This is a genomic window from Telluria sp. LT2P80 (genome assembly GCF_059685955.1).
Window position 1 is genome coordinate 34,410 of the sequence record NZ_JCASIO010000011.1, and the last position, 14,758, is coordinate 49,167.

Below are 14,758 nucleotides of genomic sequence, written 5' to 3' on the forward strand. Positions count from 1 at the left end.
TCAAGAACACAGCACAGCGGAGCAGAACATGGATGTAAAAGTCAGCTGGAACGGCCCGTCGGGCATGAGCTTCCGGGCCCAGACGGGCAGCGGCCACATGGTGGCGATGGACGGTGCACCGGAAGGCGGCGGCCACAATCTGGCGCCGCGACCGATGGAGATGGTGTTGATCGGCACCGGCGGCTGCGCCGCGTATGACGTGGTGCTGATCCTCAAGCGCGGGCGCGAAGACGTGCGCGGATGCGACGTGACGCTGCAGGCCGAGCGTGCCGAGGTGGATCCGAAGGTCTTCACCAAGATCAACTTCCACTTCGTGGTCACGGGCCGCAACCTGAAGCCGGCGGCCGTCGAACGCGCGGTGCAGCTATCGCATGACAAGTACTGCTCGGCGTCGGCCATGCTGGCCAAGACCGCCGAGATCACGCACTCGATCGAGATCGTCGAAAGTTAAGACGGGGCCTCAGATGCGGTAGGCGGCGGTGGTCATGACCTTGGCCATCGCCCGCATCGCCATCTTGACCGGCATCGGCAACGGGGCTGCGCCCATGCTTTGGGCCGCGTCGGCGTGCGCGATTTCATCGATGCGCATCTGGTCGACGATCGCGCGCGATTTGGCGTCCTGCTGCGGCAGCAGTTCGAGGTGGCTGTTCAGGTGCGCCTCGACCTGGCGTTCGGTCTCCACCACGAAGCCCAGGCTGACCGGATCGCCGATCCGGGCCGCCACCGCGCCCATCACATAGGCGCCCGCATACCACAGCGGATTGAGTACGCTTGGCTGCGAACCCAGTTCGTCCAGGCGCTGCGCGCACCAGGCCAGGTGGTCTTCTTCTTCCTGGCCGGCTTCTTCGAACTGCGCGCGCAGTTGCGGCGTGTGGGCGAAACTGGCCTGCGCATCGTACAGAGCCTGGGCGCACACTTCGCCGACATGGTTCACGCGCATCAGGCCCGCGCTGTGACGGCGATCGGTATCGGACAGCTCGCTGTCCATGGCGTGCGTGGCCGGGTTCGGGCGCGACATGGCGGTCACGCCGCCGACGACGCGCAAGGCCTTGTCGACGCCGACAATCAGGTGGTCCAGGGGGCTGATGAAACGATTCGCGGTCATGGCTGGCTCGGTAATCTAGTCGCTGAGGCCTTCATTATATGCCTTAGTTCTCGCGATCCACTCGACCAGCGGGCCTTCGGGTTCGATGCCCGAGATGTTCTTGGCCACGCCCAGGTTCAGTTCGAGCAGGTATGGCACCGACACGATCGGCACGCCGGGACGGTGGCGCGAAAACGCGTCCAGAAAACGCGCCGACTCCACGGTGGGCATGACCTTCTCGCCGCTCATGAACTGCAGCACGCTGGTGATCGTGTGGCCGTTGCCCAGCGTGTGGTAGATGAAGCGGTTGAATTCGCGGTCGACCGTCCTGAAGTCGATTTCGTCCTTCGTCATCAGGCCGGCCAGATACACCAGGCCCAGGCCGACGCGGAACCAGTCGGTCGATTCGGCCCGGCTGCGCCCTTCGCGCATCAGGATTAGCAGTTTGTCTTGGGTGGCGGCATCCATGTTGCCATTATCCATAATTTGGGCGGGCGCGGGCCGCACACCCGTTGCGCAGGACAACAAATTTATAGAAAGAAACCCGGCATGCACCCTGTCACCGGATAATGCAGCCTGTGGCCCGCTTTGGCCCGTGTATCGCACCGTGCCTGCCCTCGCCGTGACGATTGAATACAATGCCAGTGTGAAAAAAGAGTAGCTGCGATGTAAATACATCACTGCAGCCAGGAGTTGTCATGCAATTAAAGATCCGCAATTTGTCAAAGACCTACGCCAACGGCGTGGTCGCGCTCGACCGTGTCACGCTGAATATCCCGGCCGGGATGTTCGGGCTGCTCGGCCCGAACGGCGCGGGCAAATCGACACTGATGCGGATCCTGGCCACGCTGCAGGAATGCGACGCCGGCTCGGTGTTCCTTGACGATATCGATGTGCTGGACGAAAAAGACGCGGTGCGCCGCATGCTCGGCTACCTGCCGCAGGACTTCGGCGTCTATCCGAAGGTCACGGCGTACGACCTGCTCGACCATTTCGCGCAGCTCAAGGGCCTGTCGCACCGGGCACGCCGGCGCGAGGTCGTCGACGGCCTGCTGCAACAGACCAATCTGTGGGACGTGCGCGCGCAGCGCCTGGGCACCTTCTCGGGCGGCATGCGCCAGCGCTTCGGCATTGCCCAGGCCCTGCTGGGCGACCCGCGCCTGATCATCGTCGACGAACCCACGGCGGGCCTGGATCCGCAGGAGCGCGTGCGCTTTCACAATCTGCTGTCGGACATCGGCGAAGAGCGCACCGTGCTGCTCTCGACCCACATCGTGTCCGACGTGGCCGACCTGTGCGCCAATATGGCGATCATCAACAAGGGCCAGGTGCTGCTGTGCGGCGAGCCGCAAGAACTCATCTACGGCATCGAAGACTTCATCTGGGCGCGTTTCGTCACCAAGGCCGAACTGCCGGCGTTCCAGGCGCGCCACAGCGTGATCTCAAGCCGCCTGCTCAGTGGCCGCACGCTGATCCACGTGTATGCCGAGGACGATCCGGGCGACGGCTTCGAGCCGGCCCGCGCGAGCCTGGACGACGTGTACTTCGCCACCATCGCCGGCCGTCACAATCCCGCCGCCGGGGATTGCTGACCGTGCGCGCGCTGCTCGTCATTGCCCGTTTCGAGGCCAGGCAGCGCCTGCGGCTGCTGTCGACCTGGGTGTATTTTGGCGGCTTCCTGGCGCTCGGGATGCTGTGGATGGTGGCGTCGGGCGGCGCGTTTCGCGAGCTGTCGATCACGTTCGGCGCCCGCATCGCGATCGATGGGCCACGCCAGATCGCGCTGGCCACCGCAATGCTCGGCAGCCTCGGGGTCATTGTTGCCGCAGCCGTCATGGGCCGCGCGGTGCAGCAGGATTTCGAGCACGAGATGCACCACTTCTTTTTCAGCGCGCCGCTGCGCAAGGCCGACTACGTGTTCGGTCGCTTCCTGGGCGCGTATGCCACGCTGGCCGTGATCTTCGCCGGCATCGTGCTGGGCCTGTGGTTCGGCACCATGCTGCCAGGGATCGCGCCCGATCGCCTCGGCGGCGCGCCGCTGGCCGCCTGGCTCACGCCGTATCTGTTCACGCTCCTGCCCAACCTGTTCATCTTTGGTGCGATCTTCTTCGTGCTGGCCGCCCTCACGCGGCGCATGCTGCCGGTGTACGTGGCCAGCGTCATCATGACGCTCGGGTACACGGTCGCGCCGTCGCTGGCGCGCGACCTCGATTTCAAGACGCTGGCCGCGCTGATCGACCCGTTCGGCACCACGGCCCTGATCCGCCTGACCGAATACTGGCCGCTGGCCGAGCGCAACGTGCGCCTGATTGCATTGACCGATGTGTACCTGGTCAACCGCGTGATCTGGGCCGGCTTCTCGCTGCTGGTGCTGCTGCTTGGCTACTGGCGCTTCCAGGCCGTCGGCGAGACCGAAGGCCAGACGCGCGCGCGCCGCAAGCTGGCGCCCGAACTGCCGTCCGGACTGCCCTCCGGGCTTACCCCGCCGTTGTCGCGCGCGGCGCGCGACACCAGCACGCCGCCCGACTTCGCGGCCCGCAGCCTGGCCGTGCTGCTCGTCAAATCGGGCTGGGGCGAACTGCGCGAATCGACCCGCAACGCATACTTCGTGGCGCTGGCCACGGCCGGCGTGCTCGCACTGATCGCCAGCGCGCTCGACCTGGGCGCGGTGTATGGCACGCCGACCTATCCCGTCACGTACATGATGCTGGAACTGATCCGCGGTGTGACCGGCCTGTTCGTGATCATCACGACCATCTTCTATGCCGGTGAACTGGTCTGGCGCGAGCGCGAGATGCGCACCAGCCAGATTCTCGATGCGCTGCCGGTGCCAAGCTGGCTGCCGCTGGCCAGCAAGACGCTGGCGCTGATCGGGCTGCAAGCCTGCCTGCTGCTCGTCGCCATGGCCACGGCCATGCTGATCCAGCTCTTCAAGGGGTACTTCCAGCTCGAACCGGGCCTGTACCTGCAGGCGCTGTTCTCGGTCATGCTGCCGCACTTCGCGCTGCTCGCGGTGCTGGCGATCGCCGTGCAAGTCATCGTCAACCACAAATACCTGGCCAACTTCGTCATGATCGGCTGGGTGCTGGCGGCGCTCGCCTTCAATGGCGCGGGCCTGGATCATCCGCTGGTGCTGTACGCGGTCTGGCCCGACCTGACCTATTCGGCGATGAACGGCTTTGGCCACTACCTGCTGCGCGAACGCTTCTACCTGCTGTACTGGGGCGGCGCGGCGCTGATGCTGTTGGGCGCGGCGCGCGCGCTGTGGCCGCGCGGCGTCGATAGCGGCTGGCGCGAGCGCCTGCACCTGGCGCGCCGCAGCCTGAGCCTCCCGGTGCTGGCCACGATCGGCACCGGCGCCGTCGTGTTCGCGGGCAGCGGCGCCTTCCTCGCATGGGAAATGGCGCAGGGCGGCTACCTGAGCGCGCACCAGGCCGAACAGCTGCGCGCCGACTACGAACAGCGCTACCACCGCACCGCGTTCCTGCCGCAGCCACGCATCACCGCCGTCAAACTCGACACGGCCATCCATCCCGCCGCGCGCGCGCTGCAGGTCAAGGGCAGTTATCAGCTCGAAAACCGCACCAGCCGCCCGTTGTCGGACGTGGTGCTGTACCAGCAGCGCGGCGCGCGCCTGAACGTGACGTTCACGCAGCCGGCAACGCTGGCAGCGAGCGACCCGGAACGGGGTTTCTATCGCTATCGCCTGGCCACGCCGATGGCGCCGGGCGCGCGCATGGGGCTGGACTTCACCGTCGACTACGCGCCGCGCGGCCTGCTTGGCCTGGGCAGCGAGACGCCGGTGGTGGGCAACGGCACGTTCTTTACGGATGACGTCATGCCGCGCATCGGCTACCAGCCGGCGGTGGAACTGCGCGACGAACGCGATCGTCGCCGCCACGGCCTGGCCCCGCGCGCGCGCATGGCTGCGCGCGACGATCCGGCGGCGCGTGCCAACCACCTGCTGGGCGTGGACGCCGACTGGATCGACTTCGAGACCACCGTCAGCACGAGCGCCGACCAGATCGCGGTGGCGCCAGGCACGCTGGTGCGCGAATGGAGCCAGGACGGGCGGCGCTACTTCCGCTACAAGATGGACCGCCCGATGCTCAACAGCTATGCCTTCCAGTCGGCGCGCTACGAAGTGCGCCACGAACGCTGGCAGGACGTGACGATCGACGTGTATTACCACCCGGGCCACGAAGCGAACGTGGAACGCATGGTGCGCGGCGCCCAGGCGGGCCTCGACTATGGCGCGCGCAACTTCGGGCGCTATCCGCTGCGCGAACTGCGCATCGTCGAGTTCCCCCGTTACAGTGATGGCGCCGTTGCCTACCCGGGCGTGATCCCGTTCTCGGAAAGCGCCGGCTTCATTGCGCGCATCGATCCCGGTTCACCAAAAGACCTCGACTACCCGTTCTACATCAGCGCGCACGAGACGGCGCACCAGTGGTGGGGGCACCAGCTCATCGGCGCCAATACGCGCGGCAGCACGGTGCTCAGCGAAGGGGTGTCCGAGTACATGGCGCTCATGGTCATGCAGCGCGCTTACGGCGCGGGCAAGATGCGGCGCTTCCTGCGCTATGACCTCGACGGCTACCTGAGGGGCCGCGCGAACGAGCAGCGCAAGGAAGCGCCGCTGGCGCTCAACGAGCAGCAGCCTTACATCCAGTATCAGAAAGGCGCGCTGGCGCTGTACCTGATGCAGGACATGCTGGGCGAGGATGTCGTCAACGGCGTGCTGCGCGGGCTGTTGGCGCAGCACGGCTACCAGGGCCCGCCCTACCCGACCGCGTCAAGCCTGATCGACGGCCTGCGCGCCGTGACGCCGCCGGCGAAGGCCTACCTGATCGACGACCTGTTCGAATCGATCGTGCTGTACGAGAACCGGGCCGACAGCGCCACGGCGCACCGGCGCGCCGATGGCAGGTACGACGTGACGATCCATGCCAGCGCCGGCAAGATGCGCGCTACCGACCAGGGCGAAGAGCAGCCGATGCCGCTACACGACTTCATCGAATTCGGCGTGGACGACAGCGACGGCAATCCCCTGGTGCGCGAACGGCGCCTCGTCAGCCGGGCCGAACAGCAGATTACGCTGGTGGTCAATGGCATGCCGGCGCGCGCCGGCATCGATCCCGATAACAAGCTGATCGATCGAAAACCGCGTGACAATATGCTTGCAGTCGACAAGCCGTAGTTCTCGCGCTATGATCAAATCAAAATATGGGGGAGGAAGCGTCATGTCAAACCTGGTCACGGAGATTACCGAAAAAATCCAGATGCTGAACGCAACAGAGAAACAGCAAGTGCTACACATGCTGCTGCAGGATATCGACGGTCCCGATCAGGACGCCGATGAAGCGTGGCGCAATGAAGTCGTGCGGCGCGTGCAAGCCATTCACAACGGCGAAGCAGCCATTCGCGCACTGAAGGAATGGCAGGACTGACAGCGTTCGGTTCGTCTGAAAAACAAAAAACCGCGGCATGCCGCGGTTTTTTTACGCCGGTGGGCGCTGGTTTATTTCGCCGCCGCCTTCTTGGCAGGCGCTTTCTTGGCCGCCGGCTTCTTGGCCACTGCCTTTTTGGCCGCAGGTGCCTTCTTGGCCGCTGGCTTGGCGGCCGCTTTGCGCGCTGCCTTCACCGGTGCTGCTGCGCCGTCGACGGTTGCCTCGGCATCTGCGGCGCCATCGGCAGCGCCCGCCTTGACCTTGGCGCCCGGCTTGGCCTTGCGCTCTTCGAATTCGAAGCTGATCTTGTTGTCCTTGCCACGCACCAGGAACGCCTTGAACGCGCGCCGCGTGCGCTGCGACACGAAGCCCGGCAGCAGGTCGGTCTTGCCTTCGTTGAGCAGCTTGCTCATCTGTTCAGGCAAAATCTCTTGCTGCAGGATGATGCGGCCGCTGCGGAAGTCGCACGTCTTTGGCTTGGCCACGCTGTGTTCGCACACATAGGCCAATGGCATTTCGAACACGCCACCGGTGCACTTCGGGCACGGGCCGACCGGCGTCTGGCCAGTAAAGTCCACGCCTTCGCCATCGGCGCCTTCATCGTCCTGGCCAAAATCGAACTCGAGCTTGAAGTTCTTGATCTCTTCGTCGCGCACGATGCGCAGGATGGCGGCAAACGGGCGGCCCATTTTCGAGCGGAAGCCTTGGAGCGGGCCAATCGTGCGTTTTTCAAGCAGCTCTTCGACTTCGCTGATCTCGAACTGGCGGCTCCCCGGCGTCTTGCTCATCGAGAAATCGCATTTGGTGCACGCGAAGCGGCGGTAGTTTTCCTTGACCACGCTCGCGCAATTCGGGCACGGGGTGGTCAGCGTCGCGTAGTCGCCCGGGATCGTGTCATTGCTGTATTCCTTGGCGCGCTTGACGATGATCTGGGTCATCTGGGCGATTTCGCGCATGAATTCTTCGCGCGAGATCTTGCCCTTTTCCATTTGTGACAGCTTGAATTCCCATTCGCCGGTCAGCTCGGGTGCTGTCAGTTCATTCACACCCAGGCCGCGCAGCAAGGTCATCAGCTGCGATGCTTTGGCGGTCGGCATCAGCTCGCGGCCTTCGCGCAGCAGGTATTTCTCGGTCAGCAGACCCTCGATGATGGCGGCGCGCGTTGCCGGCGTGCCCAGGCCCTTGCCGGCCATCGCGTCGCGCAGCTCATCCGAGTCGATCAGCTTGCCGGCGCCTTCCATGGCCGACAGCAGCGTCGCTTCGTTGTAGCGTGCCGGTGGTTTGGTGACCAGGCCATTGGCCGTGATTTTTTCGGTCAGGACTTTCTCGCCCTTGGCCACCGGCACCAGGTTGGCGCCATCCTTGTCGTCGCCCAGGTCCTTGCCGTACACGGCCAGCCAGCCGGGATTGGTCATGACCTTGCCTTCGGTCTTGAACTGGTGACCGGAGACTTCGGTAAAGCGCGTCGTGACCAGGAATTCGGCCGCCGGGAAGAACACGGCCAGGAAGCGGCGCGTGACCAGGTCGTACAGTTTCTGTTCCGGCTCGGACAGGTTCTTTGGGACGATGCCGGTCGGGATGATCGCGAAGTGATCCGAAATCTTGGTGTTGTCGAAAATGCGCTTGTTCGGCTTGACCCAGCCGCCCTTAGTCACTTGCTTGGCGAACTGGTTATAGTTATTGGTCTCGGCCAGCGCGACGAGCGTTTCCTTGACCGTAGCGATATAGTCTTCTGGCAAGTGACGCGAATCGGTACGCGGGTAGGTCAGCACCTTGTGCTTTTCGTACAGCGCCTGGGCCAGGCCCAGCGTGTTCTTGGCCGAGAAACCGAAGCGGCCGTTGGCTTCACGCTGCAAGCTCGTCAGGTCGAACAGCGCCGGCGCCATCGACGTGGTCGGTTTGGACTCTTCGGTGACGGCGCCCTGCTTGCCGCGGCAGGCGGCGGCGATCGAGTCGGCCGCGGTCTTGCTCCACAGGCGCTCGGCGCGTTTTTCAGGATCGTTCTCGTCCTTCTTGAACTTCTGGTCGAGCCAGCGGCCTTCGTAGATACCGGCGGCGCACACGAACTCGGCGCGCACTTCCCAGTAGTCGCGCGGGACGAATTTCTTGATCTTTTCTTCGCGCTCGACGACGATCGACAGCGTCGGCGTCTGGACGCGGCCGACGGTGGTCAGGTAGAAGCCACCCTCTTTCGAGTTGAACGCCGTCATGGCGCGCGTACCATTGATACCGATCAACCAGTCGGCTTCGGAGCGGCAGCGCGCGGCATCGGCCAGCGGCAGCATTTCTTCGTCGCTGCGCAGATTGGCGAAGCCGTCGCGGATCGCGCCGGCCGTCATCGACTGCAGCCACAGGCGCTTGACCGGTTGCTTGGCCTTCGCGTTCTGCGCGATCAGGCGGAAGATCAGTTCACCCTCACGCCCGGCATCGCATGCGTTGATCAGGGTCGTCACATCCTTGCGCTTGATCAAACGATTCAGCACCTTCAGGCGCGATTCGGTCTTGGCGATCGGATTGAGCGCGAAGTACGGCGGGATCATCGGCAGGTGCGTGAAGCTCCACTTGCCGCGCTTGACGTCGTGCTCTTCGGGCACGGCGATTTCGAGCAGGTGGCCAACAGCCGACGAGAGCACGAATTCGTCCGATTCGAAGTACTCATCGTGCTTGGTGAAGCCGCCCAGCGTCTTGGCGATGTCGTTCGCGACCGACGGCTTCTCGGCGATGATGAGGGATTTGGTCATAGTGTTTCTCGTCGTACTGTCTATATAGTGTGGGGCTTGCGCATCATACATGCTCGGGCCAGCACCGGTGAAATTCTGGCCATCATGCCAGTTTGGTAACGTCCTGAATGAAGCGGCCAATGATAAGCGGGTTCCCGCGCATCCGGCAAGGGGCCGCCCCACGCTGGTGCATCATGGCAGGCAGGCCAGAAATACAAAACGGGGCGCGCAGCCCCGTTCAGTCGTTACCATTATTGCATCAACTTCAATGCAATAACCGCGGCTCCTGCTCGTCGTCGTCGCTGAACAGATCGTCGAACATCAGCGCATCCGGCTCCTTGCCCTGACTCCACAACACCATCAACACGATGATCTTGAGTTTGCTCAATGCAATGGGCGATTCGTCGCAGGCCAGCGCACGCTCGATGACGATTTCGCGCTGGATCGGGCCAAGAACCTTGGCGCTTTCGAGGAAGGCAATAAAGCCGATCGCTGCGCTGCCAAGCTCGATATATTCTTCGTCGACGTAGTAACGGGTGCCCGTGGATGCATCGATCGTTTCAGGCAGCGGCGCGTCGGTCAATCCGCCCAGCCAGTCGAGCGCCTCCGTGATTTCGATGTCATCGAAACCAACGGCGGAGAGCTTGCGCGCCAGGGCTGCCGGCTCGGGGCAGGCGTCGGGACGGTAGTACGTCTCGTAGAGATAGACCAGGATGTCGAACATAGTGACGCTACTGTAGCAGCTAAACTTCGTGAGGTACAAGTGGAGCACGCCAGCCACGCCGCGCTACGGAAAAACCGTTGTATCCAAGCCTTGTTCAATAAGCCAGCTTATTAATAATGATTAAAAACAAGCACATACCATTCGCATAATACGGATCGGGAAGCACGACCCCGGTGTCATTGTCGGTCATAAATACCCCCTGCCACGGCGTTGTCAGTGCCAGATGCGCTGCATACGGCCACCCGGCAAACGGGCCACGAGGCCGGCCAGTTCCAGCTCGAGCAGGCGCGCGCTGAGCGCGCCGGGATCGATTGCCAGGCGGGCCAGCAGTTCGTCGAGCGCGACCGGTTCGTGGCCCAGGGCGTCAAGCAGGAGAGCGTCGTCCTCCGACCCAGGCGCGGCAGCGTCGACCTGCGGCAACCCTGCCAGCGGCGACATGCGCATGGCCATCAACACATCGTCCACCGTTTCGACCAGTTGCGCGCCTTCGCGAATCAGGCGGTGGCAGCCCTTGGTCAGCGCCGAATGGATGGAACCGGGCAGCGCGAACACTTCGCGGCCCTGCTCGGCCGCCAGTTGCGCCGTGATCAGCGAGCCGGACTGCGCCGCTGCCTCGATCACCAGCACGCCCGCTGCCAGACCGCTAATGATGCGGTTGCGGCGCGGGAAGTTGGCGGCCAGCGGCGGCGTGCCCAACGGATATTCGCTGACGATGCAGCCTTGCGCGGCGATCCGGTGCGCCAGCGCCCGGTTGCGCGCCGGATAGACGCGGTCCAGGCCCGTGCCGACGACGGCGATCGTCGAGCCGGTTCCGCGCAGTGCGCCTTCGTGCGCCGCCGTGTCGATCCCCAGCGCCAGCCCCGACACCACGCACAGACCGGCACGGGACAACGCGGCGGCAAACGACTCGGCATCCACCCTGCCCTGCACGCTGGCATTGCGGCTGCCCACGACCGCAACGAGCGGTTGCGCGAGCAACGCCACGCGGCCACTGACATATAACAGCAGCGGTGGATCGGGAATCTCGGCCAGCGCCGGCGGATAGCGTGGATCGTCGAACGTGACGAGATGGTGATCAGGCCCGGCCAGCCAGGCCAGCGTGGCGTCGATGAGCGCCGCCAGCGCAGGCGTGACGGGGGCGCAGATGGCACGCGCCTGGGCGGGGGTGACGTGGGCGCCAAGGGCTGCGGGGCCCGCGCACAGGATGGCCCCGGGGGTGCCGAACACGGCCAGCAGCGCGTGCACGCTGCGGCGCCCTACCCCGGCCGCCTGTTCCAGGCGCAGCCAGTCGGCGATCAGGGTGGCATGCTGGTCCGGCGTTGGGCGGGGGTCCGTGGCCTGCACGGCGGGATTACTCCGGTGATTTGACCACGTCGCCGACTTGTACGGGCGCTGTCACCGTCATGATCAAGCCGTACGAGACGTTCTTGAACACGCGGAAGATGAACAGGCTGCCGTTTTGCTCGTCAGGCATTTTCAACTGGGCACGCCCCATGCCGAGGAAACCCCGGCTCGCCGGGTCGGGCACAGTCTTCCCGACATGATAGAGCTGCAGCACGGCGCCGACATCGAGTCCGTCAACCGCGCCCCGGTTGACAGTGACGACCTGGCTCTGGCCGGCGTAGGTCACGCCGGCGTAAATGGACATCACGCGCGCATCGATCGGTTGCAGCGGCGCATGCGGCACATAATTGCGCACCGGCGTGGGTGGCTGCGGCACCAGCAGGTCGCCCACGCCCATTTCGCGCACGGTGTCGACGACCTGGAACGTGTGCGCATCGACGCCGGGGCCGGCCGGGGTAACGAGCTTGACGCTGCCAAGGAAGGCCGCTTCATGCGCCATCACCTTGCCGGTCTGCGGATCGCGCAACACGGTGCCGGGACGGAACACCTGGTACACCGTGTCGCTTGTGAGCGCGCCGTGGACGTACACGCGGTCGCCCATGCCCAGGTAGAAACGGCCTTCCTGCGAAGCCACGATGCGCGGCGCGCCGGCCAGCTCGTCGGCTTCGACCACCAGCGGCTGGGTCAGGTACGGCTCGATGGCCCCGGCGGGGATCGACGGCACCGCGCCCTGGCCCGTGCCTTCGCTGCGCACCTGCGGCGACAGGCGCGTCAATGGCGGCTGGCCACGGCCATCGCCGTCTTCGCCGGGCCGGTTGAACGACAGGCGGCCGCGCGCGCGGTCGAACCAGATCACCTGGCCCGGATAGATCCAGTGCGGGTTGCGAATTTCATCACGGTTCATGCCCCAGACCTGCGGCCAGCACCATGGGTTGCGCAAGAATTTGCCGGAAATGTCCCAGAGGGTGTCGCGCTTGACGACGACGTGCTTGTCGGGGGCGTCGGGGCGGAACGCGCAGGCCGCCGACGGGGTGGCAGCATTCGTCTGGGCCACGGCGGGGCCGCTCGCGGCGCAGGCCAGCAAGGCCACCGCTGCAGCATGGGCCATGACTGTGCTAAAATTTTTCATTGAAGACGTCCGTTAAGTCCGGCGTTAAGACAGCGTAAATCCGAATACGATTGCAGGCCGCGCATGAATTCCGCCCGGCCGCGGCGCCAGAAGCATCACGACGTACCGCTCCCCGCCCACGGAAGGGTTGCTGTATAGAATCAAATTCTGCACACAATTGCCTGAACTAGCAAGACAAACCGGCGTTTGTCCTGCGGGGCGTGTGGCGCATTTGCTGTCTGAAATTGCCTGCGCTCCAGCACCCCGTCAACCGCACCCACCTCTCGAAATCCGAACTGATCATGGCCCTACTCGACATCCTTCGCTATCCCGACCCACGTCTGCACAAGATTGCCACGCCCGTGACCGAATTCGGCACCGAGCGCCTGCGCACTCTCGTGGCCGACATGGCCGACACCATGTATGACGCGCCCGGCGTTGGCCTGGCCGCGAGCCAGGTGGACGTGCACGAGCAAGTCGTCACGATCGACGTGACCGAAGCGCAGGACGACCTGATGGTGTTCATCAATCCCGAAATCACCTGGTCAAGCGACGAGCGCGCCGTGTACGACGAAGGCTGCCTGTCGGTGCCGGGCGTGTACGACGGCGTCGAGCGGCCATCGCGCGTCAAGGTGCGCGCCTTCGATCTCGAGGGCAAGGAGTTCACGGTCGACGCCGATGGCCTGCTGGCCGTCTGCATCCAGCACGAGATGGATCACCTCAAGGGCAAGGTGTTTGTCGAATACCTGTCGCCTTTGAAGCGCAACCGCATCAAGGCCAAGCTGCAGAAAGAAGAGCGCGGCCTGGCACGCGAAGCGGCCCAGCGCGGCGCGCGTCGTTGATGAAGGTCGTCTTTGCCGGCACGCCGGAATTTGCCGCCGTCGCCCTGCGTGCGATTCACGAAGCCGGTTTTACCGTGCCGCTGGTACTGACCCAGCCCGACCGCCCTGCCGGGCGCGGGATGCAGTTGCAGGCTTCCAGCGTCAAGCAATACGCGCTGGCGCATGGCATGCCGGTCGCGCAGCCGCTGTCGCTGCGCACCGACAGCAAGGATCCCGAGCGCGCCGAACAGGCACGCGCGGCCCATGCGCAACTGCTGGCGCTGGACTACGACGTGATGGTGGTGGCGGCCTACGGCCTGATCCTGCCGCGCAGCACGCTGGACATCCGGCCCTGCATCAATATTCACGGCTCGCTGCTGCCGCGCTGGCGGGGCGCCGCGCCGATCCACCGCGCCATTGAGGCGGGCGACCCTGACGCCGGCGTCACCATCATGGAAATGGAAGAAGGCCTCGATACCGGCCCGATGCTGCTGATGGAAGGCTTGCCGATCGAGGCCACCGACACCACCGGCACGCTGCACGACAAGGTGGCGGCGCTGGGCGCACGCATGATCGTCGAGGCGCTGCACAAGATGGCCGCCGGCCAGCTGGTGGCGACGCCGCAGCCAGAGGTCGGCGTGACCTACGCGGCCAAGATCACGAAAGAAGAGGCAAAGCTCGATTTCGCGCTGCCGGCAGGCGTCCTGGCGCGCAAGATCCGCGCGTTCAATCCGTTCCCCGGTGCGAACGGCGTGGTCGATGGCGTGGCAGTCAAGATCTGGCATGCCGACGCCGTTGATGGCAGCGGCGCGCCGGGCCAGGTGCTGCAGGCGGATGCGGGCGGGATCGTGGTGGCGTGCGGCGCGGGCGCGCTGCGCCTGACCGAGCTGCAAAAACCGGGCGGCAAGCGCCTGGCGGCGGCGGAATTCCTGAAAGGGTTTGCGCTGGCGGGATTGACGTTCAGCTGAGCCGCCACGCGCTCCGGATACGACAAGGCAGCCCGCGGGCTGCCGTTTTTGTCTTCACGTCGTGAAAAAGGCGCCTCGCCGGCGCCTTGCAACTGCTTACTCTGCCTGCGAACTACGCTGGGCATCCATATGTTCACGCAGAACCTGGTTGATGCGGGTCTGATAACCAGGACCTGCGGTCTTGAACCATTCGAGCATATCCACATCCAGACGGATCGTGACGATCTGTTTCACACCATTGCTGGCGACTTGCGGCTTCGACGATGCTGCTGAGTCCGGGCTGCTGTCAATTGGCTGATCCCAATCCGGTCGGTATTCTTTGTTCATGCGTAATCCCATCTGTTCACGCCACTCGCGGTGGCTTGACTTCATTGTCGTCTCACCGTGTAACGTAAAGATTGCTGTTAAGTCGCGAATTGTAACGCCATGTAACACATGCCATGTTACATACAAAAGGATACATACATGGGTCCGACTTTCAGCGATATCAACGGCTTGACGTATAATCGTAGACCGCCCAACAGGCAATATCTTCAAGC

Annotated in this window: 13 protein-coding genes; 6 read left to right on the top strand and 7 right to left on the bottom strand. The window is 64.4% G+C overall.

Annotated elements, in window-relative coordinates:
- The first annotated feature begins 28 nt into the window (after window positions 1–28).
- Entirely contained in the window at window positions 29–451 is a 423-nt protein-coding gene (locus AC56LW_RS21730; protein ID WP_332532562.1) for an OsmC family protein, read from the top strand.
- 9 nt (window positions 452–460) lie between these two features.
- On the opposite strand, the gene coq7 is transcribed toward AC56LW_RS21730, so the two are convergent.
- Complete coding sequence (gene coq7 / locus AC56LW_RS21735) at window positions 461–1,105, bottom strand: 2-polyprenyl-3-methyl-6-methoxy-1,4-benzoquinone monooxygenase (protein WP_499637522.1); 645 nt, start codon at window positions 1,103–1,105, stop codon at window positions 461–463.
- Window positions 1,106–1,120: 15 nt separating this feature from the next.
- A complete protein-coding gene (locus AC56LW_RS21740) occupies window positions 1,121–1,552 on the bottom strand; it encodes a hypothetical protein (RefSeq protein WP_499637525.1) in 432 nt (143 codons plus the stop codon).
- Between the two features lie 230 nt (window positions 1,553–1,782).
- Between AC56LW_RS21740 and AC56LW_RS21745 the strand changes: the two genes are divergently transcribed.
- The 3 genes from AC56LW_RS21745 to AC56LW_RS21755 are packed head-to-tail and all read left to right on the top strand — an operon-like array spanning window position 1,783 to window position 6,534.
- A complete protein-coding gene (locus AC56LW_RS21745) occupies window positions 1,783–2,676 on the top strand; it encodes an ABC transporter ATP-binding protein (protein ID WP_332532559.1) in 894 nt (297 codons plus the stop codon).
- Between the two features lie 2 nt (window positions 2,677–2,678).
- Window positions 2,679–6,284, top strand: coding sequence for an ABC transporter permease/M1 family aminopeptidase (locus AC56LW_RS21750; RefSeq protein WP_499637528.1), 3,606 nt, complete (start codon window positions 2,679–2,681; stop codon window positions 6,282–6,284).
- A 43-nt stretch (window positions 6,285–6,327) separates the two neighbouring features.
- Window positions 6,328–6,534 (top strand): addiction module protein, encoded by a 207-nt coding sequence (locus tag AC56LW_RS21755; protein ID WP_332532557.1) that lies wholly within the window; start codon window positions 6,328–6,330, stop codon window positions 6,532–6,534.
- Window positions 6,535–6,605: 71 nt separating this feature from the next.
- Here AC56LW_RS21755 and AC56LW_RS21760 read toward each other — a convergent pair whose 3' ends face one another.
- The 4 genes from AC56LW_RS21760 to AC56LW_RS21775 all read right to left on the bottom strand — a co-directional run bounded on the left by AC56LW_RS21760 (window position 6,606) and on the right by AC56LW_RS21775 (window position 12,451).
- Window positions 6,606–9,275 carry a DNA topoisomerase III gene (locus AC56LW_RS21760; protein ID WP_499637531.1) on the bottom strand — a complete coding sequence of 890 codons (2,670 nt, stop codon included), beginning with the start codon at window positions 9,273–9,275 and terminating at the stop codon, window positions 6,606–6,608.
- Window positions 9,276–9,519: 244 nt separating this feature from the next.
- Window positions 9,520–9,978: a Smg family protein gene (locus AC56LW_RS21765; protein ID WP_183556726.1), complete on the bottom strand. Its 459-nt coding sequence runs from the start codon at window positions 9,976–9,978 to the stop codon at window positions 9,520–9,522.
- A gap of 213 nt (window positions 9,979–10,191) precedes the next feature.
- Window positions 10,192–11,322, bottom strand: coding sequence for a DNA-processing protein DprA (gene dprA / locus AC56LW_RS21770; RefSeq protein ID WP_499637534.1), 1,131 nt, complete (start codon window positions 11,320–11,322; stop codon window positions 10,192–10,194).
- Window positions 11,323–11,329: 7 nt separating this feature from the next.
- Window positions 11,330–12,451 carry a LysM peptidoglycan-binding domain-containing protein gene (locus tag AC56LW_RS21775; protein WP_499637537.1) on the bottom strand — a complete coding sequence of 374 codons (1,122 nt, stop codon included), beginning with the start codon at window positions 12,449–12,451 and terminating at the stop codon, window positions 11,330–11,332.
- A 281-nt stretch (window positions 12,452–12,732) separates the two neighbouring features.
- Between AC56LW_RS21775 and def the strand changes: the two genes are divergently transcribed.
- Together def and fmt are read left to right on the top strand one after the other, a co-directional pair.
- A complete protein-coding gene (gene def, locus AC56LW_RS21780) occupies window positions 12,733–13,272 on the top strand; it encodes a peptide deformylase (RefSeq protein ID WP_183556720.1) in 540 nt (179 codons plus the stop codon).
- Window positions 13,272–14,219, top strand: coding sequence for a methionyl-tRNA formyltransferase (gene fmt, locus AC56LW_RS21785; protein WP_499637539.1), 948 nt, complete (start codon window positions 13,272–13,274; stop codon window positions 14,217–14,219). The genes def and fmt overlap by 1 nt, the downstream gene beginning before the upstream one ends.
- 96 nt (window positions 14,220–14,315) lie before the next feature.
- On the opposite strand, the gene AC56LW_RS21790 is transcribed toward fmt, so the two are convergent.
- Complete coding sequence (locus AC56LW_RS21790) at window positions 14,316–14,546, bottom strand: BrnA antitoxin family protein (RefSeq protein ID WP_499637540.1); 231 nt, start codon at window positions 14,544–14,546, stop codon at window positions 14,316–14,318.
- Between the last annotated feature and the right edge of the window lie 212 nt (window positions 14,547–14,758).